Here is a 20629-nt window from a genome sequence, read left to right as displayed (position 1 = left end):
AGGGGGACGGGGAGCGGGTGTGTGACCGAGCGGCCGTGCGACGGCCCGGGTCAGCCGTCGAGGCGCAGGGCCTCCACCTCTCGGTCGCCGCCGTTGCCGACGAGCGTGTCCTTGCCGGGTGCGAGCGCGAAGTTGACGATCGGCGTCCGCAGCGAGCGTACGTACGTCCGGCCGCTCAGCTCGATCGCCCCCAGCCCCTGCTCGTCCCCGTAGTAGAGGTGCTTGCCGACGACGACGGGCGGCGCCCCCGCGGTGGTGCCGCTGCCCTCGGGAACCGGGACCTCCCAGAGGAGTTCGCCGCGTTCCGGGTCCAGGGCGATCATGCCCCGCCCGCCCTCGGCCGCGTACAGCACGCCGTTCCGTACGGCCGGCGGCCCGTAGTGGTCACTGCCGTCCGCCGAGTCGCCGAGACCGCGGTCGCGGCCGAACTCCCAGACCACCGCGCCGTTGGACAGCCCGATCGCCTGGAGCACGGTCGTCCCGATGTAGAGGTGCGTACCGTCGTCGGCGAGCTGGGCCCCACTGCTCGCCAGGGTGGAGCTGTTGTCGGCCGCCGCCTCCACGGACCTGCGCCACAGCTCCTTGCCCGAGCCGGTGTCGTGCGCGCTGAGTGTGAGGTCGAACGCGGTCTGCGCGACGACGATCCGGTTGCCGACCACCTTGCCGATGGCCCCGCCGTAGCCACCGCCCTTCTTCCACTCCTGGAGCGGGACGCGCCAGCGGAGTTTCCCCGTGCGCGCGTTGACCGCGTACAGGTGCCAGTCGAACGTCTCCGAGGTGTCGTCCCCGGCGGTCAGATACACGGTGTCGGCGGTGGCGCAGAGGAGTTCGGCGCTCGCACCCTTCGGCAGATTCAGGCCCGACAGCGTGGTCACCGTACGGGCCTGCCGGCCGGTTTCCGTGTCGACCGTGACGACCGAGTAGTCGTCGGTCGTCTCGCCGACCGTCCAGTAGAGCAGGGAGCCGTCCGTGATGGCCCGGCCCTCGAACAACGTCGGGAAGAACATCCAGAGTTCTCTGCCGTCCGCCGGGTCGATGCCGCGCAGCTGACCGCCCGTCGTCACGACGATGGTCCTGCCCACGAAGAGCGGCGGCATCGTCTCGTCGGCCTTCCCCTCACCGGTGGTCCACAGCACGTCCCAGGGACCCGCCGTGTCCCGGGCCGGCGGCGAGGCGGACGGACCCGCCCCGGATGCGGACGTCCCCGGCGAGCCCTTCGCCGCGTCCTTCGCGTCCGACCGGCCGGGCCGCAGCCACAGTCCGGCGCCCGCGACCGCACCGGCCGCCACCACCCCGCCGAGGGTCAGGAGCCCGCGGCGGGAAAGCGCCGCGCGCCGGGATGCCGGTGCGGCGGTGGCGGCGACGGGCGGTTCCGCCGGCGCAGGGAGCCGCTCGGGGCGGAACTGCCAGACCTCGGCCGCGCGGCGGGCGATCTCCGAGAGGAGCGGGTGGGAGAGGTGGTCGGCGAACTCGCCGTGCCCGTCGTGGAGCGCGGCGGCCAGCTCCCCGGTGGCCGGGCGCAGCGCGGGGTCCTTCGCCAGGCACCGGGCGAGCACCGGGGCCAGCGACTCCGGAACGCCGGTCAGGTCCGGGTCGGCGTACCGGACGCGGTAGAGCAGATCGGCGGGCTGTCCGCTGCCGAACGGGCCGTGGCCGGTGGCGGCGAAGACGAGGACACCGGCGAGCGCGAAGACGTCACCGGCCGGGGTGTGCTCCTGTCCGGTGGCCTGCTCCGGGGACATGAACGCGGGGGTTCCGGCGGCCGCGCCCACGCGTGTGAGGCGGTCGTCGCCGAGGGCGCGGGCGATGCCGAAGTCGATGACCTTCGGTCCGTACGCGGTGATCATGACGTTGGACGGCTTCAGGTCGCGGTGCACCACGTCGGAGCGGTGCAGCTGCCCGAGCGCTCCGCACAGTGCCGCGCCCACGGCCCGTACGGCGGCCTCGGGAAGGGGGCCGCTCACGGCGACCGCGTCGTCCAGGGGCGGGCCCAGGACGTACTCCGTCGCCATCCAGGGCACATCCGCGAGTGGATCGGCGTCGACGACCTGGGCGCCGTGCCGGCCGCCGATCACCCGGGCCGCGTCGGCCTCCAGCCGGAACCGGGCGCGGAACGCGGCATCGGCCGCGATGTGCGCGTGCACCGTCTTGAGGGCGACGGTCGCGCCGCCGGGCGTGCGGGCCAGGTAGACCGTGCCCATGCCGCCGCTGCCGAGCCGGGCGGCCAGCCGGTACGTGCCGATGTGCGAGGGGTCTTCGTGAAGCAGGGGTCTGATCATCGGTCAGGCTCCGAGAGGCGGTCGTACGTCGGCTGCGAGGATCTCCGCGGACTGGCGGGCGATCGCCGCGACCACCCGGCCGGGCAGCCGCAGCGCGCCCGCCTCGGGCCCCGTCTCCAGGACGGTGGCGACCGGGGCGGAGGTCGCCGGCGGTGCGAGTGCCTCGAGAACGTCGGTCGCCCGGGGGCGGGCCGCGGGGTCGCGGGAGAGACAGGCGGACACGAGCGACCGCAGCAGGAGGGGGAGTTCGTCCCGGTCGGGGACGGTGTGGCCGGTGGCCGCGTACGCGAGGACCGCGCCCAGGGCGTGGATGTCACCCGGTGGTCGGGGGCGCCCGCCCGCGGCCTGTTCGGGCGGGAGGCTTCCCGGGTCGAGGCCGGGGAGCCCCGACCGGGCCGTGCCGTCCTCTGCGGCGGTGCGCGCCGCGCCGAAGCACGTGAGCCGCGGGCCGTCCCCGGCCAGCAGCACGGCGGCGGGCGACACCCCCGCGTGGGTCACCCCGGCCGCATGGGCGGTGGCCAGCGCCTCGGCGAGGCAGCGGCCCAGGACGCGCAGCGTCTCCTCGGGCAGCGGCCCTCCGTTGACGGCCAGGGCCGTCGGGAGGGGGAGCGCGGGGACGTACGGGCGTGCGCACCACACGGCCGTACCGGGCTCCGCGTGCTCGGTGACGGGGGCGGCCCACGGGCCGAGCAGGAACCGGGCGGCCTGCGCCTCGGTGAGGAACCTGCCCGGGTCGGTGCCGGGGAGCGGCACGCTCACCAGCGCGGCCCGGCCGCCGTCCGCGGTGCGGGCGATGAAGCGCTGCTCGGGGACGGCGGCGGCGCCGGGGCCCGTCGGGTCCAGCCGTGCGACGACGAGGTAGGGGCCGATCTGCCGGGAGGGAGCGAGGTGCGGCAACTGCATGGAACGGAAATCCCCCCGGACGTCATCGGAACAGGGGCAGCCTACTCAGTGATCAAGCCCGGAGGCTTCGCGGCCGAGCGGCGGTCGGCTCCGACCCGCAACGCCACCGCCCGCCCCTCGGTGTGAGGGGCGGGCGGTGGCGTATGGAGACCGTGACCGGATTCGAACCGGTGTAACTCGAGTTGCAGTCGAGCCCCTGAGCCTCTCGGGCACACGGTCATGTGTGTTTCTTCCTTGCCCTGACGACGTTAGGGCGGTCGCCCGGGGCGTACAAGGGGCCCGGCCGGCCCGCAATACGACTGCCACACGCCGTTCATGAGGGGGCACGGCCGGGGTGGTGACGGGGCCCCGGACCTACGACCAACGGACGAGAGCGGTCCCGCACATCGACAGGGTTCAAACGGATCTTTGCCCCTTACTCTTGGCTCATGACCGCCCTCGAACCGCGCGACGCCGACGTCTCGCCCCGCACCGGACCCCCCGTCGTCGCCGAGAGCGAGAGCGCGGAGAAGAACGAGGGCGTACTCGGACGGAGCCACCGGGCGCTCAGCATCGGCATCGTCTCCGTCGTGCTCCTCATCGCCTTCGAGGCCACCGCCGTCGGGACGGCCATGCCGGTCGCGGCGCGCGAACTGCACGGCATCCCCCTGTACGCGTTCGCGTTCTCCGCGTACTTCACCACCAGCCTCTTCGCCATGGTGCTCTCGGGGCAGTGGGCCGACCGGCGTGGACCGCTGGCGCCGCTCGCCGCGGGGATCAGTTCCTTCGCGGCCGGGCTCCTGCTCTCCGGGACAGCAGGAAGCATGTGGATGTTCATCGCCGGGCGGGCCGTCCAGGGGCTCGGCGGCGGGCTGGTGATCGTGGCGCTGTACGTGGTGATCGGCCGCGCCTACCCGGAGCGGATCAGGCCGGCGATCATGGCCGCCTTCGCCGCGAGCTGGGTGATCCCCTCCGTCGTCGGCCCGCTCGCCTCCGGGACCGTGACCGAACACCTCGGGTGGCGGTGGGTCTTCGTCGGCATTCCCGTGCTCATCGTCTTCCCGCTGGCCCTCGCCCTGCCGGCGATCCGGCGGATGGCGGCGGGGCCCGCCGACGGCTCGACGGGATCGGAACCGTTCGACCGGCGGCGCATCCGGCTCGCGCTCGGTATCTCGGTGGGGGCGGGCCTGCTCCAGTACGCGGGGCAGGAGCTGAACAGGTACGCCCTGCTCCCGGCCGCGGCCGGCGTCGCACTGCTGGTCCCCGCCGTACGGGGCCTGCTTCCGCCCGGCACCGTGCGGGCGGCGCGCGGACTGCCCGCGGTGGTGCTGCTGCGCGGGGTCGCGGCCGGTTCGTTCATCGCCGCCGAGTCCTTCGTACCGCTGATGCTCGTGACCCAGCGCGGGCTGACCCCGACGATGGCCGGTCTCTCGCTGGCCGTCGGCGGTGCGACATGGGCGCTCGGCTCGTACGTACAGTCGCGCCCGCGCCTGGAGAAGCACCGGGAACCGCTCATGGTGGCGGGCATGGTGCTCGTCGCGGTGTCGATCGCGGCGGCGCCCACCGTGCTGATCCAGGGCGTGCCGGTCTGGATCGTCGCGGTGGCCTGGGCCTTCGGGTGCTTCGGCATGGGCATGGTGATCGCGTCGACGAGCGTGCTGCTGCTGAAGCTGTCGGCGCCGGAGGAGGCGGGAGCCAACTCGGCGGCACTCCAGATCTCCGACGGCCTCTCGAACGTGCTGCTGCTCGCGGGCGGCGGTGCGGCGTTCGCCGCACTCGGTGGGGGAGCGCTGGGCGCGGCGGCGCACGGGGCGGGGGCGGGCGTCGCGGTCTCGCACCCCGGTGCGTTCGTGGCGGTCTTCCTGCCGATGGCCGGGGTGGCGCTGGCGGGGGCGTGGGTGGCGGCGCGGGTGCGGGTCCCGTAGCGGTACCACTCTGGCCCCACTCGCTGGTACCGTTTTGGTATGGCCATGAACCTGCGTCTTCGCGACGACCAGACCGAGGCACTCAAGCAGCGCGCCGAGCAGGAGGGCACCAGCATGCACGCCATACTCCTGCAGGCCGTGGACGACTACCTCGCCAGGACCGCACAGCAGGCCATCGTCCGCAAGACGGCCAAGGAGCAGGCCGCCAAGTGGAGCGAGCTCATGGAGCGGCTCAAGTGACCTGCGTCTATCTGTCCGCCGAGGACATCCTCGTCATCGCCGGACATGCCTGCGGCGACATGCAGATCGTGGTGCGCGACGCGGGCCTTCTGGAATCGGCCGCGCACCGGCCTTCCGCGGCCATGTTCGGGGAAGAGGCGTACCCGGACGTGGTCGACAAGGCCGCGGCGCTGCTGCAGTCGCTGGCGATCAATCGCCCTCTGTTCGATGGCAACAAGCGCATGGCCTGGCTGTCCTGCGTGACGTTCCTTGCCATGAACGGGGTGGACCTGCGCCCCGACATCGACGCCGCGGAACGCCTGGTCATCGCCGTCGCCACGGGTGAGATGGACGAGGTGAAAGCCATCGCGCATGGGCTCCGCGAGCTGGTCGTCGCGGAGGTGTGACAGCCATCGCAATTCCTGGCGCAGCGGCGTAGTTCAGGGAGGTTCGTAGCCGGGTCACCGGTAAGGTGGCCCGGTTGTCGTATCTCGTACGAGGTCGTGCGAGCCCCGCGGACAGCGCCCCACGTACCCGAGAGACCCGAACCGGAGACCGTGACTACTACCGCCTCCCACCACCTCTCACCCGCCTTTCCCGGTCGCGCCCCCTGGGGTACGGCCGGCAAGCTGCGAGCCTGGCAGCAGGGCGCCATGGAGAGGTACATCCAGGAGCAGCCGCGTGACTTCCTCGCGGTTGCGACGCCCGGCGCAGGGAAGACCACCTTCGCGCTGACCCTCGCCTCGTGGCTGCTGCACCACCACGTCGTGCAGCAGATCACCGTCGTCGCGCCGACCGAGCACCTCAAGAAGCAGTGGGCCGAGGCCGCGGCCCGGATAGGGATCAAGCTCGACCCCGAGTACAGCGCGGGCCCCGTGAGCAAGGAGTACCACGGGGTCGCCGTGACGTACGCGGGTGTCGGCGTCCGGCCGATGCTGCACCGCAACCGCTGCGAACAGCGCAAGACCCTCGTGATCCTCGACGAGATCCACCACGCCGGTGACTCGAAGTCGTGGGGCGAGGCGTGTCAGGAGGCGTTCGACCCGGCGACCCGCCGGCTGGCGCTCACCGGAACGCCCTTCCGGTCCGACACCAACCCGATCCCCTTCGTGGCGTACGAGGAGGGGAACGACGGAATCCGGCGCTCCTCGGCCGACTACACGTACGGCTACGGCAACGCCCTCGCCGACGGTGTCGTGCGTCCGGTCATCTTCCTCAGCTACAGCGGCAACATGCGCTGGCGCACGAAGGCAGGTGACGAGATCGCCGCACGCCTCGGCGAGCCGATGACCAAGGACGCCATCGGCCAGGCGTGGCGGACCGCGCTCTCGCCCACCGGGGACTGGATTCCCAACGTGCTCTCCGCCGCCGACAAGCGGCTGACCGAGGTGCGCAAGGGCATCCCCGACGCCGGTGGGCTCGTCATCGCCACCGACCAGGAGTCGGCCCGCGAGTACGCCAAGATCCTCAAGAAGGTGACAGGGCAGAAGGCGACCGTCGTCCTCTCCGACGAGAAGGCCGCCTCGAAGAAGATCGACCAGTTCGCCGCCGACGAATCGCGGTGGATGGTCGCGGTCCGGATGGTGTCGGAGGGCGTCGACGTGCCGCGCCTCGCGGTCGGCGTGTACGCCACCACCATCTCGACGCCCCTCTTCTTCGCGCAGGCCGTCGGGCGATTCGTACGGTCGCGGCGCCGGGGCGAGACCGCCTCCGTCTTCGTACCGACCATTCCGATGCTCCTCGACTTCGCCAACGAGATGGAGGTCGAGCGGGACCACGTCCTCGACAAGCCCAAGAAGGGCAGTGACGAGGAGAACCCGTTCGCCGAGGAGGACAAGCTCCTCTCCGACGCGGAGAAGCTGGAGGACGAGGAGACCGAGGAGCAGCTGCCCTTCGAGGCGCTGGAGTCCGACGCGGTCTTCGACCGGGTGCTGTACGACGGTGCCGAATTCGGCATGCAGGCGCACCCGGGCAGCGAGGAGGAGCAGGACTACCTCGGTATCCCGGGGCTACTCGAACCCGACCAGGTGCAGCTGCTGCTCCAGAAGCGGCAGACCCGGCAGATCGCGCACAGCCGTCAGAAGCCGGCAGAGGAGGCCGACCTGCTGGAGAAGCCGGCCGAGGCGCGGCCGGTCGTCACCCACAAGCAACTGCTCGGACTGCGCAAGTCGCTGAACACGATGGTGTCGGCGTACACGCACCAGAGCGGCAAGCCGCACGGCGTGATCCACACCGAACTGCGCCGGGTGTGCGGCGGACCGCCGAGCGCCGAGGCGACCGCCGGACAGATCCAGGACCGGATCAAGAAGGTCCAGGAGTGGGCGACCCGTATGACGTGAGGGGGCGCCGCACCCTTCGCAGACCACCGCCGGCCCGGGCAGGAGCACCGCTCCTCGCCCGGGCCGGTTGCTTTCATGGAAAAATTTTGGCCGATTGTTTACGGCTTGTTAACGCTGGTTCACATGTGGTGCACATGCCGTATACGGAGCGTGGCGGACGAGTCGCCCGACCAGGACGCGCGTAGATGTCCGGGTTCCGGACGGTGCCCCGCTGACCGGCACTTATGCCTGGCGGCCGTAGGGGCGTTTCCGCGGACGCCCGGATTCTGGACGAGGTCTTCCGCTGAGCGGACTGGCTCGCTACTGTCCCGGCCATATGAACGCCCCGTGGCAACGCCGCCGCGGAGCGCAGCCGGTGCCATGGCCAGCCGGCGGCCTCTCCGTGCGTCGCCGCTGGGACCGGTGTCGCCACTGCCGCGAGAGAGCCGCCGCCACTCACCAAGAGGAGAGGGCGTCGTGACCGCGGAGACATCCCAGACGCTCGACCGAGGACTGCGCGTCCTCAAGCTGCTCGCCGACACCGACCACGGCCTGACCGTCACCGAGTTGTCCAACAAACTCGGCGTCAATCGCACCGTGGTCTACCGTCTGCTCGCCACACTCGAACAACACGCCCTGGTACGCCGCGATCTGGGCGGCCGGGCCAGGGTGGGCCTGGGCGTGCTCCGCCTCGGCCGCCAGGTGCACCCGCTCGTCCGGGAGGCCGCGCTGCCCGCGCTGCGTTCGCTGGCCGAGGACATAGGCGCCACCGCCCACCTCACCCTCGTCGACGGCACCGACGCCCTCGCCGTCGCGGTCGTCGAGCCGACCTGGACCGACTACCACGTCGCCTACCGTGCCGGCTTCCGGCACCCGCTCGACCGGGGCGCTGCGGGCCGGGCGATTCTCACCGCCCGCCAGCAGACCGCACCGGACCACCCCGGCTACACCCTCACACACGGCGAACTCGAGGCCGGGGCGAGCGGCGCCGCCGCACCGCTCGTCGGGGTCTCGGGCGTGGAGGGCAGCGTCGGCGTGGTGATGCTCGCCGACGCCGTACCGGAACGAGTGGGTCCGCGTGTGCTGGACGCTGCCCGGGAGGTCGCGGACGCGCTGCGGTAGGCGCGGAACCTCCGCCCCCGACCGCCGGGCGGGCTCGCTCCTGCCGAGCCCGCCCGGCGGCGTGGGACGGAGCGCGGCGGATGGACGCGGAGCGCGGAAGATAGATTGGGCGGGTGCTCTCTCGCCTCTCGCGCCCCCGCGCGCTCGCCCTCTGCGCGCTGCCCGTCCTCGCGGTATTCGGTACGGCCGCCCTCGCGCCCCTGCCGTTCACCCTGGCGCAGCCGGGGCTGACCGCGGACGTCCTCGGGGACGATCAGGGGAAACCGGTGATCACCGTCAAGGGGACGCCCACCCGGACCACCGAGGGCCAGCTCCGGATGACGACGATCGTCGCGACCGGGCCGACCGCCGACGTCGGGATCGGTGACGTGATCGACAGCTGGTTCAGGACCGACCGGGCGGTCATGCCCCGGGACGCCGTCTACCCGACCGGCGGCTCCGAGAAGGAGATCGAGCAGCGCAATCTCGAAGACATGAAGAAGTCGCAGAGCGTTGCCGTCGACGCGGCCCTGACCTACCTCGACAAGGACCCCGGCTCCGTCGACGTCAGCCTGAGCCTCGCCGATGTGGGCGGGCCGAGCGCCGGCCTCTTCTTCTCGCTCGGCATCATCGACAAGCTGGCGGGCGACGGCTCCGGCGGTGACCTCACCGGCGGCCGCAACGTCGCAGGCACCGGCACCATCAGCGCCGACGGCAAGGTCGGCGCCGTCGGCGGCGTCTCCCTGAAGACTCAGGCCGCCCACCGTGACGGGGCGACGGTCTTCCTCGTACCGAAGGCCGAGTGCAGGCAGGCGCAGGCGGAGCTGCCGAAGGGTCTCCGGCTCATCCCGGTCACGACGCTGAGCGGTGCGGTGTCCTCTCTGCGGGCGCTGGAGCAGGGGGGCAGGGTCCCGGGCTGCTGACGCCCTTGCCGGTGGCCGGTTCCGGCTCCTCCATCGTGCGCCAGGCGGGGAAGACCAGCGGGCTCAGCGTGGCGAGGAAGTAGACCCCGCCCATCGCGAGCAGCGCGCCCGTCGCGCCCGTGCTCTCCACCAGCAGGCCGGCCGCCAGACCGCCCACCGGCATGGCGAGTTCACAGCCGGCGGTGATCGCACCGGACACCCGGCTGCGCAGTTCCTCGGGGACGCGTTCGTACGTCATCGTGGTCAGGATCGGGTTCAGCATGCCGCCCGCGATCCCGCCCAGCGCCATCGTGACGGCCAGCGGAAGGGTCGTACCGGTGAGCGCGGCGACCGCGAACCGGGGCGCGCCGCACAGGATCACGCACACCGTGAACACCGCCCGCCGCGAGAACCGGTGCCCCACGGCCCCGTACAGCAGCGCTCCCGTCAGACCTCCCGCCCCGAACAGCGCGGTGAGCAGGCCGAGATCGGTGGCTCCGCCCAATTCGCCCTCGGCGTGCACGGGGAGCAGGACGGCGTTCCATCCCTGGTCGGTGCCGTTCATGAACATCACCATGACCACGACGGCGAGCAGCAGCCGGTTGCCCAGCAAGTACGCGTATCCCTCGCGGAGTTCGGAGCGGTACGCGCGCAGCGAGACCGGCGCCGCGGCCTTGCGGGGTTCGGCCGCCCGGACCCCTCGCACCCCGGCCGCGACCAGCAGCGCGGACACGAGGAACGTCGCCGCGTCCAGCAGGAGCACGGTCTCGGCGCCGGTGAACGAGATCAGGACACCGGCCAGCGCCGCCCCGGCCATCCGGGCGCCGCGCGACACGGCGTCGAAGAGGCTGGCGGCGCGGGCGAGCGTGGTGCCCGCGTGCTCGGCGAGGTCGGGGACGAGGACGTACCGTGCCGTGTTGCCCGGCGTGTGGACCAGGCCGTTGAGCGCCATGAGCGCACACAGCATCCAGAATTCGAGCACCCCCGCGTAGTGGAGCAGCGGGATGGCGGCGATGGCCGTGCCGCAGACCGCGTCGGAGGCGACGGAGATCCGGCGGCGGCCGACCCGGTCGATGACGGGCCCGCCGATCAGCGCGGCGACGACGATGGGCAGGGTCGCGCAGAAGGCGACGACGCCGGCCCGGCCCGCGCTGCCCGTGGTCTCCAGGACGAACCATGGGACGCCGATGAGAGTGAGCGACGTACCGGCCGTGGATATGGAGTTGGCCGCGAGTACGGCGATCAGTGGTGTGCGGTGACCCATGGTGATTCCCCCCGGTCGTGGTCTAGGCCGCGCGAGGCGCGCGCACCGCTGCGGACGCGGAGCGCTCCTGGGTGAGTCGCAGGCCGAACTCGACAAGTGCCCAGCCCAGTTGGGCCTTGATGCCCCTGCGTGCCGGCCGGAGCGCCGCCGCCTCGCGGTGCAGTTCGGCGGAGCGGTACGTGTGCAGCTGGAGGTGGATGTCGGGGTGCATGGCGGTGTTCCCTTCAGTCGGACGAGCGAGGGAAGGCGTGCAGGTGGAAGCGGACCTTGGCGGACCCCTCGGTGCCGGGAGCCACCTCCCGCTTCCGGTAGCTGTTGATCAGCTCGTGCACCTTGGAGTCCAGTTCCATGGCGAGTTCCGGCGTGAGCCGAAGCGTCCAGTCGCTGAGGTCGTGGGCGTCGGCCCAGTCCGGCCAGTCGCCCATGGTGCCGATGAACGTGCTGAGTTCCTGGGTGTGGAGGGAGGCCACCTCGTGGCTGAAGAGGTTCGCGGCGCCGCGCACTGTCGGGTCGTCGTTGGTGTGAAGCTCGGAGTTGAACCGGATGGACTCATGGGCCGCCTGCCACCAGCGCTCGCGCCCCTTGCCGTGTTCGGGGGCGTCCTCGACGAAGCCGTACGCGGCGAGCTGGCGCAGGTGATAGCTGGTCGCCCCGCTGGACTCGCCCAGGATCGCGGCGAGTTGCGAGGCGGTGGCGGGGCCCTCGGCGCGCAGCTTGCTCAGCAGGCGCATGCGCAGGGGGTGGGCCAGCCCCCGCAGGGTGCGTGGGTCGAGCTCGTGGATTCTGTCCTGCGGGATCTCGGGCATGGGCCTACCGTAGAGTCGCAAAGGAACCGTTGCAAGTATTTTTTTGCAATGACTTCTTTGCAACTCTGCCCCCTGCTCACCCTTCCGTGATGAACCCCTCCTCGACCAGCCAGTCCTTCGCCACCTCGTGCGGGTCCTCCCCGTCCACGTCCACCTTGGCGTTGAGCACCTGCGCCACCTCCGTCGTCAGCTTCCTGCTGAGCGGGTCGAGCAGGTCCGCGATCTCCGGGTACTTCTCGAACGTCGCCGTGTGGATGACCGGCGCCGCGTTGTAGTTGGGGAAGAAGTGCTTGTCGTCCTCCAGTACGTCCAGGTCCATCGCCCTGATCCGCCCGTCCGTGGTGAACACCTCGCCGAGCAGGCAGGAGTCGGACTTGGACACCTGGGTGTAGATGATCCCGGCGTCCATCTTCTGGATGTTGGCGGCCGGGATCGACATCCCGTACGCCTTCTCCATGCCCGGCAGGCCGTCGTCGCGCGAGGCGAACTCGTTCTCCACGCAGACCGTCACCGCGCCCGGGTCCTTCTTCGACAGCTCGGCGACGTCCGACAGCGTCCTGAGCCTGTACTTCGTGTTGTTCTTCTTGCTGATCGCCAGCGCGTAGGTGTTGTTGAGGGTGGACTGCGGCAGCCAGGTCACCCCGTTGCGGCGGTCCTGGTCGCGGACCGCCTCCCACTGCTTCAGCGGGTCGACGATCGGCTTCGCACGGCCGAGGTAGGTGATCCAGGCCGTGCCCGTGTACTCGTACATCGCATCGGCGTCGCCCTGGACGATCGCCTCGCGCGCACTGATCGAGCCCGGCAGGTTCGTCCGGTCCAGGACCTCCGCGCCGGCAGCCTTGAAGATCAGGCCGATCATCTGACCGAGAATGATGTTCTCGCTGAAGTTCTTCGAGGTGACGGTCAGGGAAGCGCCCTTGAGCGGTTCGCCCGCACCGACCGAGCCCGGCTCCACCTCGTCCACCATCGGCGAACCGCTCTTCAGTCCGCACCCGGCGAGCACCACGGACGCCACCGCGATCCCCGCCAGCGCACTCCTCGCCCTGCGGCGGCCCACCATCACGGGGCCTCCAGTCCACGCGGCGTCAGCGACAGCTCGACCAGCGAGGCCATCCAGTCCACCAGCAGCGCGAGCACCACCGTGAGGACGGAGCCGAGCACCAGAACCGGCATCCGCTGGGTCTGGATGCCGGAGGTGATCAGGTCGCCCAGCCCGCCGCCGCCACCGAACGTGGCCAGCGTCGCCGTGCCCACGTTGAGCACCAGGGCCGTCCGCACCCCCGCCAGAATCAGTGGCACGGCGAGCGGCAGCTCGACCTTGGTCAGCGTGCCCACGCCCGACATCCCGATGCCGCGCGAGGCCTCGATCAGCGTCGGATCGATCGACTTGAGACCGGCGACCGTGTTGGAGAGCACTGGCAGCACGGCGTAGATCACCATTCCGACGATCGCCGTGGACGGGCCGATGCCCAGCCAGATCACCAGCAGCGCCAGCAGACCGATCGCCGGGGTGGCCTGCCCGACGTTGGCGACGGCCGTGACGACCGGGGCACCCTTGCTCAGTCCGCGCCGGGTCAGTGCGATCCCCAGCGGGATCGCGATGATCAGCACCCAGAAGGTGGAGATCGCGGTCAGCCTGACGTGCTGCCACCACCGCAGCTCCACATTGCCGCCCGAGAGCGAGTTCTCCGCGATCGAGTCGAGCGAGACATTGGTGATCCACACATAGGTGATGGCCAGGACCACCGCGAGGGCGAGCGGCACCACCACCAGCTTCTGCCAGGTGATCCGGCGCGCAGGACCGGCCGGCGCGGCGACGGGGTCCTCCTCCTCGTCACGGAAGGCATGGCCGTTGACGTCGTGCTCGCCGGGCGCCCGGGTCTCCGGCACCCCGCGCCCCGGCGGCACCTGATGGCTGGGAGTCATGGGGAGGTGCCACCACCCTCCAGCTCCTGTTCGGTCCGGTGGGCCCGCAGCTCCTCCAGATCGTGCTCGTGCTCGATCGCGGTGAGCCGGTCGGCCTCCAGGAGCTCCTGCACGGAGTTCATGAGAGTCACCATGTCGACGACGCCGATGAACTCACCGCGCCGCCCCGTCACCGCCACCCGGCCACCGCTGTCGAGCAGCACCGCCTCCAGTGCGTCGTGCAGCGTCGCGTCCCGCGTCACCGTGTCGTGCACCAGCTGCCCGGCGCGGGCCAGGGAGCCCCGGGCCCGCATCAGGTCACCACGCCGCAGCCACTTGTACGGGCGGTTCCTGCGGTCCAGCATCAGCAGCTCGGTGTGCGGGCCGCTGCGCAGCTTGTTGAAGATCGACTGGAGCGGGTCGTCGACCGTCACGGTGGGGAAGTCCGCGATGCCCACATCCCGTACGCGTGTGAGGTTGAGCCGCTTCAGGGCCGCGCCCGCGCCCACGAAGCCGGAGACGAAGTCGTCCGTCGGATTGGTCAGGATCGCCTCGGGCGTGTCGAACTGGGCGATGTGCGAACGCTCCCGCAGCACCGCGATCCGGTCGCCCAGCTTGATCGCCTCGTCGAAGTCGTGCGTGACGAACACGATCGTCTTGTGGAGCTCGTGCTGGAGCCGGATCAGCTCGTCCTGGAGGTGGTCACGGGTGATCGGGTCGACGGCGCCGAACGGCTCGTCCATCAGCAGCACCGGCGGATCGGCGGCCAGCGCCCTCGCCACCCCGACCCGCTGCTGCTGACCGCCCGACAACTGGCGGGGATAGCGCCCGTGGAACTCCCTGGGGTCGAGACCGACCAGGTCGAGCATCTCCTCGACCCGGTCCTTCACCCGCGACTTCGACCAGCCGACCATCTTCGGCACGAGCGCGATGTTCTCCGCGACCGTCATGTGCGGGAAGAGGCCGGACGACTGGATCGCGTATCCGACCTTGCGGCGGAGCTTCACCGGGTCGATGTCGGTGACGTCCTCGTCATTGATCCTGATCCGCCCGGACGTCGGCTCGATCAGCCGGTTGATCATCTTCAGGGTGGTGGACTTCCCGCAGCCGGAGGGCCCCACGAAGATGACCGTCTCACCGGCCTTGATCTCCATCGAGACGTTGTCCACGGCGGGGCTGGGATTGCCGGGATAGGTCTTGGTCAGATTCTCCAGCTGGATCGTGGCGCCGGACGTCGCGGTGCTGCTGGGTCCGGCATCGGTCGCGGTCTCAGACACGGATACCCCTGGGAATGGTCAGCCGCCCGAGCAGGACGTACGCGGCGTCGAAGAGCAGAGCGAGGATGACGATGCCGAGCGTGCCGGCGAGGACCTGGTTGATCGCGTTGGCGCTGCCCAGCGAGGCGATCCCGCGGAAGATCTCGTTGCCGAGGCCGGGGCCCGAGGCGTACGCGGCGATGGCGGCGATCCCCATCAGCATCTGCGTGGAGACCCGGATACCGGTCAGGATCGGCGGCCAGGCGAGCGGCAGCTCCACCTTGCGCAGCCGCGCGAACCGCGACATCCCGATGCCCGTCGCCGCGTCGACGAGGGACGGATCGACGCCGCGCAGCCCGACGATGGAGTTACGGACGACGGGCAGCAGCCCGTACAGGGTGAGCACGATGACGGTGGGCGGCACACCCAGCCCCACCAGCGGGATCAGGAGACCGATGGCGGCGAGGGAAGGGATGGTGAGGATCGTCGCCGTGGAGGTGACGGCCAGCGACCCGCCCCAGCCGCTCCGATAGCTGACCACGCCGATCAGGATGCCCAGCACGGTGGCGATGACCATGCACTGGAAAACCGCGCTGACGTGCTGGAACGCGTCGGTGAGCAGTTGCTGGTGCCGATTGCCCAGGTACTCCCAGAAGCTCACACGTCACTCCCCGGTTCAGTCGGTGTCCTCCGCGGCCTGCTCGACCAGCGGGATGATGCGGAGCGGGACCGGGTTCTCCATGACGATCGCCGTGGAGGCCCGGACGATGCCATCAAATCCGACAACCAGGTCGATCACCCGCTGGAGATCCGCGTTCGAGCGGGCGACGAGCCGGCACAGCATGTCCCCGTGGCCGGTCGTGGTGTGCAACTCCAGCACCTCGGGAACGCCGCTCAAATGGGCCCGGACGTCAGCCCCTTGACCCTGTTTGATCTCCAGCGTGGCAAAGGCGGTGACCGGGTAGCCGAGCGCCGCCGGGTCCACGTCCGGGCCGAAGCCGCGGATTACCCCGTTCGCCTGAAGGCGGTCCATCCGGGCCTGCACCGTCCCGCGTGCCACCCCCAGACGCCTGGACGCTTCGAGCACTCCGATGCGGGGTTCCCGGGCCAGCAGCACGATGAGCCGCCCGTCCAGTCGGTCGATCGCCACGGTCCGGCTCCTGGAGGTCGAGTGTGTGATGGTCATCATGTACAGATAGCCGACCGCCACGGCACCCCCAGTGCACATATTGCGCAGCCAAATCGCGAACTGTTGCGCAGCTTGCGAAGCGGCGGGAACCTTCGGATATGACTGAGACTCTGCACACCACCCCCGACACCGCCCGGCAGGCCGATCCCTTCCCGGTCAAGGGAATGGACGCGGTCGTCTTCGCCGTGGGCAACGCCAAGCAGGCCGCGCACTACTACTCGACGGCGTTCGGCATGAAGCTCGTCGCCTACTCCGGACCGGAGAACGGCACCCGCGAGACCGCGAGCTACGTGCTGACCAACGGCGCCGCCCGCTTCGTCCTGACCTCGGTCATCAAGGCGTCCACCGAGCACGGCCGCTTCCTGGAGGAGCACGTCGCCGAGCACGGTGACGGCGTCGTCGACCTGGCCATCGAGGTTCCGGACGCGCGCGCCGCGTACGCCTACGCGGTGGAGCACGGCGCCCGTGGCATCACCGAGCCGTACGAGGTCAAGGACGAGCACGGCACGGTCGTGCTGGCCGCCATCGCGACGTACGGCAGGACCCGCCACACCCTCGTCGAGCGCAGCGGCTACGACGGCCCCTACCTGCCTGGCTTCGCCGCCGCCGACCCGATCGTCGAGCCGCCGGCCAAGCGCACCTTCCAGGCCATCGACCACTGCGTCGGCAACGTCGAGCTGGGCCGCATGAACGAGTGGGTGGCCTTCTACAACAACGTCATGGGCTTCACCAACATGAAGGAGTTCGTGGGCGACGACATCGCCACCGAGTACTCCGCCCTGATGTCGAAGGTCGTCGCCGACGGCACGCTCAAGGTCAAGTTCCCGATCAACGAGCCCGCGATCGCGAAGAAGAAGTCGCAGATCGACGAGTACCTGGAGTTCTACGGCGGCGCGGGCGTCCAGCACATCGCGCTGGCCACCAACGACATCGTCGCGACGGTCCGCTCGATGCGCGCGGCGGGCGTCTCCTTCCTGGACACCCCCGACTCGTACTACGACACGCTCGGCGAGTGGGCCGGCGAGACCCGCGTCCCGGTCGAGACCCTGCGCGAGCTGAAGATCCTGGTCGACCGCGACGAGGACGGCTACCTGCTGCAGATCTTCACCAAGCCGGTCCAGGACCGCCCGACGGTCTTCTTCGAGATGATCGAGCGCCACGGCTCGATGGGCTTCGGCAAGGGCAACTTCAAGGCCCTGTTCGAGGCGATCGAGCGCGAACAGGAGAAGCGCGGCAACCTCTAGCCCTGCCGGCACACCGCCTGAACCACCCCCTCGGCCCGCCTCCCCGGCCGGGACAGCAGAACGGGCCCTCCACGGGCCCGTTCCGCGTTTCCGCCGGCATTCGATCAACGCCCCGGCGCACCTGCGGCGGTGGCGCCGGGCACTTGTTCCGGTACTGACGTCACTGGCCGCCGGACGGACGGGCCGACGGTGACGTGCGGGTCGGTGAGGGCGTGGCCGAGGGGCTCTGCTTCTGCTTCTGCTTCGGAGACGGGGACGGGGACGGGGAAGGGGAAGGGGACGTCGTCTCCGGGGGTGTCGAGGCCGAACTCGTCGGTTCCGGGGCCGGTTCCGGGGTCTCGGCCGGGGCTGCGGCGGGCTGCATGTCCCTCGGGCCGCCGTCCGCCGGTTCGCCGAGAGACTTCAGGGCGTCCTCCGCCAGGGGAGCGGCCAGCGGGGAGAAGTCCGGGTTGGTGCGCAGGGCTTCCTCCAGGTGCCGGCGGGCCCCGCCGTACTGGCCCAGCTCCCGCTCGATCACGCCCAGGTGGTACGCGTACGAGGCGTTCCGCACGCCCGTCTCCAGCGCGCTGCGGGCGTACTCCAGCGCCTCCTCCGAGTCGCCCGACCGGTGCAGCGCCCAGCCCAGTGCGTCGGCCACCGCGGCGCTGCGGCGTTGCTGGGACCACTCGGCGCGCAGCAGCTCCACCGCCGTGCCGGCGTCGCCGTGGTCCGTCTCCAGGCGGGCCAGGAGCAGGGTCTCGTTCACCCCGGCGGCCTTCGCCCGCGTCAGCATCCCGCGCAGCTTCGTGTACTGGGTGAGGGCGTCGCCGTCGAAGCCCAAGGACTCGTACAGCTCGCCCAGTTCGAGGACGTACTCCGGACGGGGCAGCTTCGCCACCGCCCTCTGGTAGGCGGACAGCGCCTCGTCCGTACGGTCCAGGGCCACCAGCGCGCGGGCCCGGCCCGCATGCGAGGCGTGGTGGCCGCTGTCGGTGCGCAGGGCCGCGTCGTACTGGGCCACGGCCTCCTCCGGCTCACCGCGCTCCCAGGCCAGCTCGCCCAGCCGGTGCAGGGCCTCCGCCTTCTCGGCCAGGGTGGCCGCCCGGTCGGCGGCCTCCTGGGCGGTGGCGAGCGCGTCCTCGCGCCAGCCCCTGTCGCGGTACATCTGGGCCGTACGGGCCAGGGCGGGCACCCCCTTGCGGAGCCGGCCGAATGCCTCCGTCGCCTCCCCTGCCGCCTCGTAGTCGCCCAGCCCGTTGTACGCCTCGATCAGGACCGGGTACGCCCGCCACGTCCTCGGCTCCCGCGCCTTCACCGACTCGCCCCACTTCTTCGCCGCGAGGAAGTCGTGCCGTGCGTTGGCGAGCGCCGCCAAGCCCACCCACGCCTCCCCGTTGCCGCGCTCACCGGGCCGCGCGGCCAGCGAGCGCTTCAGGGCGCCTTCCGCCCGGGCGTAGTACGCCGCGTCCGCGGTACGCCGCCCCCACTCCACGTACGCCGAACCGAGCACCGCCCACGACGGTGCGTCCTGCGGATGCCCGGCCACCCACTTCTGCCGGTCCCCGATCAGGGCCGTCAGGTCCGGGAGCGCGGCGGGGGACCCCGCGGTCGTCGCCGCCTGGGCCCGTTCGGCCGGACCTGGTACGCCGGACCCGGTGTCCCTCCGGTTCTCCGGTACGGCCACCACCGCCCCCGTCACGAGCACGGCCGCCGCCACCACTCCGAACGCGGCCCGGCGCAGGGTCGTACGCAGCGTGGGGGGCGGCGGCGGGACGGCCGTCGCACCCTCCGGCGGGAGCGCGGTGGCGGCGGGCGGGGAGGCGTGAGGGTCGGGCGGCTGACGGGATTCCGGGTCCTGCTGCGGCATGACGTCCATATCGATCACTCTGCGTCAGTACGAAGAGCACACCGCCCCTTGCGAACGCCGCCGCAGACGGGTTCACACCATTGGCCCCGGGTGTCAGTCTTGGATCATGGACGATCTTCTCGAACGGCTGCGCGCCGGTCTCCCCGCCGAGGCACTGATCACCGACCCCGACGTCACCGCCTCGTACGCCCACGACATGGCGAGCTTCTGCGACGCGGGCGCGCCCGCCGTCGTCGTGCTCCCGCGCACGGTCGAGCAGGTACAGCACGTCATGCGCACGGCGACGGCCCTGCGCGTCCCGGTCGTCCCGCAGGGCGCGCGCACCGGCCTCTCGGGGGCGGCCAACGCCTCCGAGGGGTGCGTCGTGCTGTCCCTGGTGAAGATGGACCGGATCCTGGAGATCAGCCCGGTCGACCGGATCGCCGTCGTCGAGCCGGGCGTCATCAACGCGGTGCTCTCGCGCGCGGTGAACGAGCACGGTCTGTACTATCCGCCGGACCCCTCCAGCTGGGAGATGTGCACCATCGGGGGGAACATCGGCACCGCCTCCGGCGGACTGTGCTGCGTGAAGTACGGGGTCACCGCCGAGTACGTACTCGGCCTGGACGTCGTCCTCGCCGACGGACGCCTGCTCACGACCGGGCGCCGCACCGCCAAGGGCGTCGCCGGATACGACCTCACCCGGCTCTTCGTGGGCTCCGAGGGCAGCCTCGGGATCGTCGTCAAGGCCGTCCTCGCGCTGAAGCCGCAGCCGCCGCAGCAGCTCGTCCTGGCCGCGGAGTTCGGCTCCGCGGCGGCCGCCTGCGACGCGGTCTGCCGGATCATGGAGCGCGGCCACACCCCGTCACTCCTCGAACTGATGGACCGTACGACGGTCCGCGCCGTGAACGCGATGGCCGGCATGGGCCTCCCCGAAACCACCGAAGCGCTGCTGCTCTGTGCCTTCGACACCCCGGACCCGGCCGCCGACCTGGCCGCCGTGGGGGAGCTGTGCACCGCCGCGGGAGCCACCGAAGTGGTCCCGGCCGAGGACGCCGCCGAGTCGGAGATGCTCCTCCAGGCCCGCCGGATGTCGCTCACCGCCCTGGAGACCATCAAGTCCGCCACCATGATCGACGACGTGTGCGTACCGCGCTCGAAGCTCGGCGCGATGCTCGAAGGGACCACCGCCATCGCCGAGAAGTTCGGCCTCACCATCGGCGTCTGCGCCCATGCCGGTGACGGCAACACGCACCCCGTCGTCTGCTTCGACCACACCGACGCCGACGAGTCCCGCCGGGCCCGCGAGTCCTTCGACGAGATCATGGCGCTCGGCCTCGAACTGGGCGGCACCATCACCGGCGAGCACGGCGTCGGCGTACTGAAGAAGGAGTGGCTCGCCCGGGAACTGGGTGAGGTCGGCATCGAGCTGCAACGCGGCATCAAGGCCGCGTTCGACCCGCTGGGACTCCTCAACCCGGGCAAGCTCTTCTGAAAACCCCGGGCGAGCGCTT

Annotated in this window: 19 protein-coding genes and 1 tRNA gene; 8 read left to right on the top strand and 12 right to left on the bottom strand. The window is 71.1% G+C overall.

Annotated features, from left to right (window positions below):
* Window positions 1–50: 50 nt before the first annotated feature.
* The 3 genes from ACFWSK_RS04940 to ACFWSK_RS04930 form a co-directional block, all read right to left on the bottom strand.
* Complete coding sequence (locus tag ACFWSK_RS04940; protein WP_383782050.1) at window positions 51–2279, bottom strand: PQQ-binding-like beta-propeller repeat protein; 2229 nt, start codon at window positions 2277–2279, stop codon at window positions 51–53.
* A gap of 3 nt (window positions 2280–2282) precedes the next feature.
* Window positions 2283–3182: a serine/threonine protein kinase gene (locus tag ACFWSK_RS04935; RefSeq protein ID WP_383782048.1), complete on the bottom strand. Its 900-nt coding sequence runs from the start codon at window positions 3180–3182 to the stop codon at window positions 2283–2285.
* Between the two features lie 144 nt (window positions 3183–3326).
* Window positions 3327–3401, bottom strand: a tRNA-Cys gene (locus ACFWSK_RS04930).
* Window positions 3402–3610: 209 nt separating this feature from the next.
* Between ACFWSK_RS04930 and ACFWSK_RS04925 the strand changes: the two genes are divergently transcribed.
* The 6 genes from ACFWSK_RS04925 to ACFWSK_RS04900 all read left to right on the top strand — a co-directional run bounded on the left by ACFWSK_RS04925 (window position 3611) and on the right by ACFWSK_RS04900 (window position 9647).
* A complete protein-coding gene (locus tag ACFWSK_RS04925) occupies window positions 3611–5086 on the top strand; it encodes an MFS transporter (protein ID WP_383782046.1) in 1476 nt (491 codons plus the stop codon).
* Between the two features lie 39 nt (window positions 5087–5125).
* Window positions 5126–5326, top strand: coding sequence for a ribbon-helix-helix protein, CopG family (locus ACFWSK_RS04920; RefSeq protein WP_026290595.1), 201 nt, complete (start codon window positions 5126–5128; stop codon window positions 5324–5326).
* Window positions 5323–5712 (top strand): type II toxin-antitoxin system death-on-curing family toxin, encoded by a 390-nt coding sequence (locus tag ACFWSK_RS04915; RefSeq protein ID WP_383782044.1) that lies wholly within the window; start codon window positions 5323–5325, stop codon window positions 5710–5712. Before ACFWSK_RS04920 ends, ACFWSK_RS04915 begins: the two co-directional genes overlap by 4 nt.
* Window positions 5713–5862: 150 nt before the next feature.
* Complete coding sequence (locus ACFWSK_RS04910) at window positions 5863–7644, top strand: DEAD/DEAH box helicase (RefSeq protein ID WP_383782042.1); 1782 nt, start codon at window positions 5863–5865, stop codon at window positions 7642–7644.
* Between the two features lie 456 nt (window positions 7645–8100).
* A complete protein-coding gene (locus tag ACFWSK_RS04905) occupies window positions 8101–8745 on the top strand; it encodes an IclR family transcriptional regulator (RefSeq protein WP_383782039.1) in 645 nt (214 codons plus the stop codon).
* 113 nt (window positions 8746–8858) lie between these two features.
* Window positions 8859–9647 (top strand): S16 family serine protease, encoded by a 789-nt coding sequence (locus ACFWSK_RS04900; protein WP_383782037.1) that lies wholly within the window; start codon window positions 8859–8861, stop codon window positions 9645–9647.
* Here the strand turns inward: ACFWSK_RS04900 and ACFWSK_RS04895 are convergent.
* The 8 genes from ACFWSK_RS04895 to ACFWSK_RS04860 all read right to left on the bottom strand — a co-directional run bounded on the left by ACFWSK_RS04895 (window position 9577) and on the right by ACFWSK_RS04860 (window position 16007).
* A complete protein-coding gene (locus ACFWSK_RS04895; RefSeq protein WP_383782035.1) occupies window positions 9577–10890 on the bottom strand; it encodes an MFS transporter in 1314 nt (437 codons plus the stop codon). The genes ACFWSK_RS04900 and ACFWSK_RS04895 overlap by 71 nt on opposite strands.
* Window positions 10891–10912: 22 nt before the next feature.
* Window positions 10913–11101, bottom strand: a complete 189-nt coding sequence (locus tag ACFWSK_RS04890) for a hypothetical protein (protein WP_383782032.1) — start codon at window positions 11099–11101, stop codon at window positions 10913–10915.
* Window positions 11102–11114: 13 nt separating this feature from the next.
* Window positions 11115–11696 carry an ArsR/SmtB family transcription factor gene (locus tag ACFWSK_RS04885; RefSeq protein ID WP_383782030.1) on the bottom strand — a complete coding sequence of 194 codons (582 nt, stop codon included), beginning with the start codon at window positions 11694–11696 and terminating at the stop codon, window positions 11115–11117.
* Window positions 11697–11772: 76 nt separating this feature from the next.
* Window positions 11773–12756: a glycine betaine ABC transporter substrate-binding protein gene (locus ACFWSK_RS04880; RefSeq protein WP_383782597.1), complete on the bottom strand. Its 984-nt coding sequence runs from the start codon at window positions 12754–12756 to the stop codon at window positions 11773–11775.
* Window positions 12756–13622, bottom strand: a complete 867-nt coding sequence (locus ACFWSK_RS04875) for an ABC transporter permease (RefSeq protein ID WP_383782025.1) — start codon at window positions 13620–13622, stop codon at window positions 12756–12758. The genes ACFWSK_RS04880 and ACFWSK_RS04875 overlap by 1 nt, the downstream gene beginning before the upstream one ends.
* On the bottom strand, window positions 13619–14878 hold the full coding sequence (locus ACFWSK_RS04870) for a betaine/proline/choline family ABC transporter ATP-binding protein (RefSeq protein ID WP_383782021.1): 1260 nt from the start codon (window positions 14876–14878) through the stop codon (window positions 13619–13621). The genes ACFWSK_RS04875 and ACFWSK_RS04870 overlap by 4 nt, the downstream gene beginning before the upstream one ends.
* Window positions 14871–15518, bottom strand: a complete 648-nt coding sequence (locus ACFWSK_RS04865) for an ABC transporter permease (RefSeq protein WP_383782018.1) — start codon at window positions 15516–15518, stop codon at window positions 14871–14873. Before ACFWSK_RS04865 ends, ACFWSK_RS04870 begins: the two co-directional genes overlap by 8 nt.
* Window positions 15519–15533: 15 nt before the next feature.
* A complete protein-coding gene (locus tag ACFWSK_RS04860; RefSeq protein ID WP_383782014.1) occupies window positions 15534–16007 on the bottom strand; it encodes an Lrp/AsnC family transcriptional regulator in 474 nt (157 codons plus the stop codon).
* 137 nt (window positions 16008–16144) lie between these two features.
* Between ACFWSK_RS04860 and hppD the strand changes: the two genes are divergently transcribed.
* Window positions 16145–17290, top strand: a complete 1146-nt coding sequence (gene hppD, locus ACFWSK_RS04855) for a 4-hydroxyphenylpyruvate dioxygenase (protein WP_383782011.1) — start codon at window positions 16145–16147, stop codon at window positions 17288–17290.
* Window positions 17291–17450: 160 nt separating this feature from the next.
* On the opposite strand, the gene ACFWSK_RS04850 is transcribed toward hppD, so the two are convergent.
* Window positions 17451–19145 carry a tetratricopeptide repeat protein gene (locus ACFWSK_RS04850; RefSeq protein WP_383782008.1) on the bottom strand — a complete coding sequence of 565 codons (1695 nt, stop codon included), beginning with the start codon at window positions 19143–19145 and terminating at the stop codon, window positions 17451–17453.
* Between the two features lie 97 nt (window positions 19146–19242).
* Here ACFWSK_RS04850 and ACFWSK_RS04845 point away from each other — a divergent pair, with 97 nt between their 5' ends.
* Window positions 19243–20610 carry an FAD-binding oxidoreductase gene (locus ACFWSK_RS04845; RefSeq protein ID WP_383782004.1) on the top strand — a complete coding sequence of 456 codons (1368 nt, stop codon included), beginning with the start codon at window positions 19243–19245 and terminating at the stop codon, window positions 20608–20610.
* Window positions 20611–20629 lie beyond the last annotated feature (19 nt).

The sequence above is a fragment of the Streptomyces sp. NPDC058620 genome, assembly GCF_042717135.1.
Classification (GTDB): Bacteria; Actinomycetota; Actinomycetes; order Streptomycetales; family Streptomycetaceae; genus Streptomyces.
This window is presented reverse-complemented; position numbering and strand designations above follow the sequence as displayed.

Bases quoted from the DNA above. Each gene is read 5' to 3' on its own strand.
- ACFWSK_RS04925 (WP_383782046.1), top strand. From the start codon at position 3,611: ATGACCGCCCTCGAACCGCGCGACGCCGACGTCTCGCCCCGCACCGGA.
- ACFWSK_RS04850 (WP_383782008.1), bottom strand. From the start codon at position 19,145: ATGGACGTCATGCCGCAGCAGGACCCGGAATCCCGTCAGCCGCCCGAC.
- ACFWSK_RS04890 (WP_383782032.1), bottom strand. From the start codon at position 11,101: ATGCACCCCGACATCCACCTCCAGCTGCACACGTACCGCTCCGCCGAA.
- ACFWSK_RS04920 (WP_026290595.1), top strand. From the start codon at position 5,126: ATGGCCATGAACCTGCGTCTTCGCGACGACCAGACCGAGGCACTCAAG.
- ACFWSK_RS04895 (WP_383782035.1), bottom strand. From the start codon at position 10,890: ATGGGTCACCGCACACCACTGATCGCCGTACTCGCGGCCAACTCCATA.
- hppD (WP_383782011.1), top strand. From the start codon at position 16,145: ATGACTGAGACTCTGCACACCACCCCCGACACCGCCCGGCAGGCCGAT.
- ACFWSK_RS04875 (WP_383782025.1), bottom strand. From the start codon at position 13,622: ATGACTCCCAGCCATCAGGTGCCGCCGGGGCGCGGGGTGCCGGAGACC.
- ACFWSK_RS04885 (WP_383782030.1), bottom strand. From the start codon at position 11,696: ATGCCCGAGATCCCGCAGGACAGAATCCACGAGCTCGACCCACGCACC.
- ACFWSK_RS04845 (WP_383782004.1), top strand. From the start codon at position 19,243: ATGGACGATCTTCTCGAACGGCTGCGCGCCGGTCTCCCCGCCGAGGCA.
- ACFWSK_RS04935 (WP_383782048.1), bottom strand. From the start codon at position 3,182: ATGCAGTTGCCGCACCTCGCTCCCTCCCGGCAGATCGGCCCCTACCTC.
- ACFWSK_RS04880 (WP_383782597.1), bottom strand. From the start codon at position 12,756: ATGGTGGGCCGCCGCAGGGCGAGGAGTGCGCTGGCGGGGATCGCGGTG.
- ACFWSK_RS04940 (WP_383782050.1), bottom strand. From the start codon at position 2,279: ATGATCAGACCCCTGCTTCACGAAGACCCCTCGCACATCGGCACGTAC.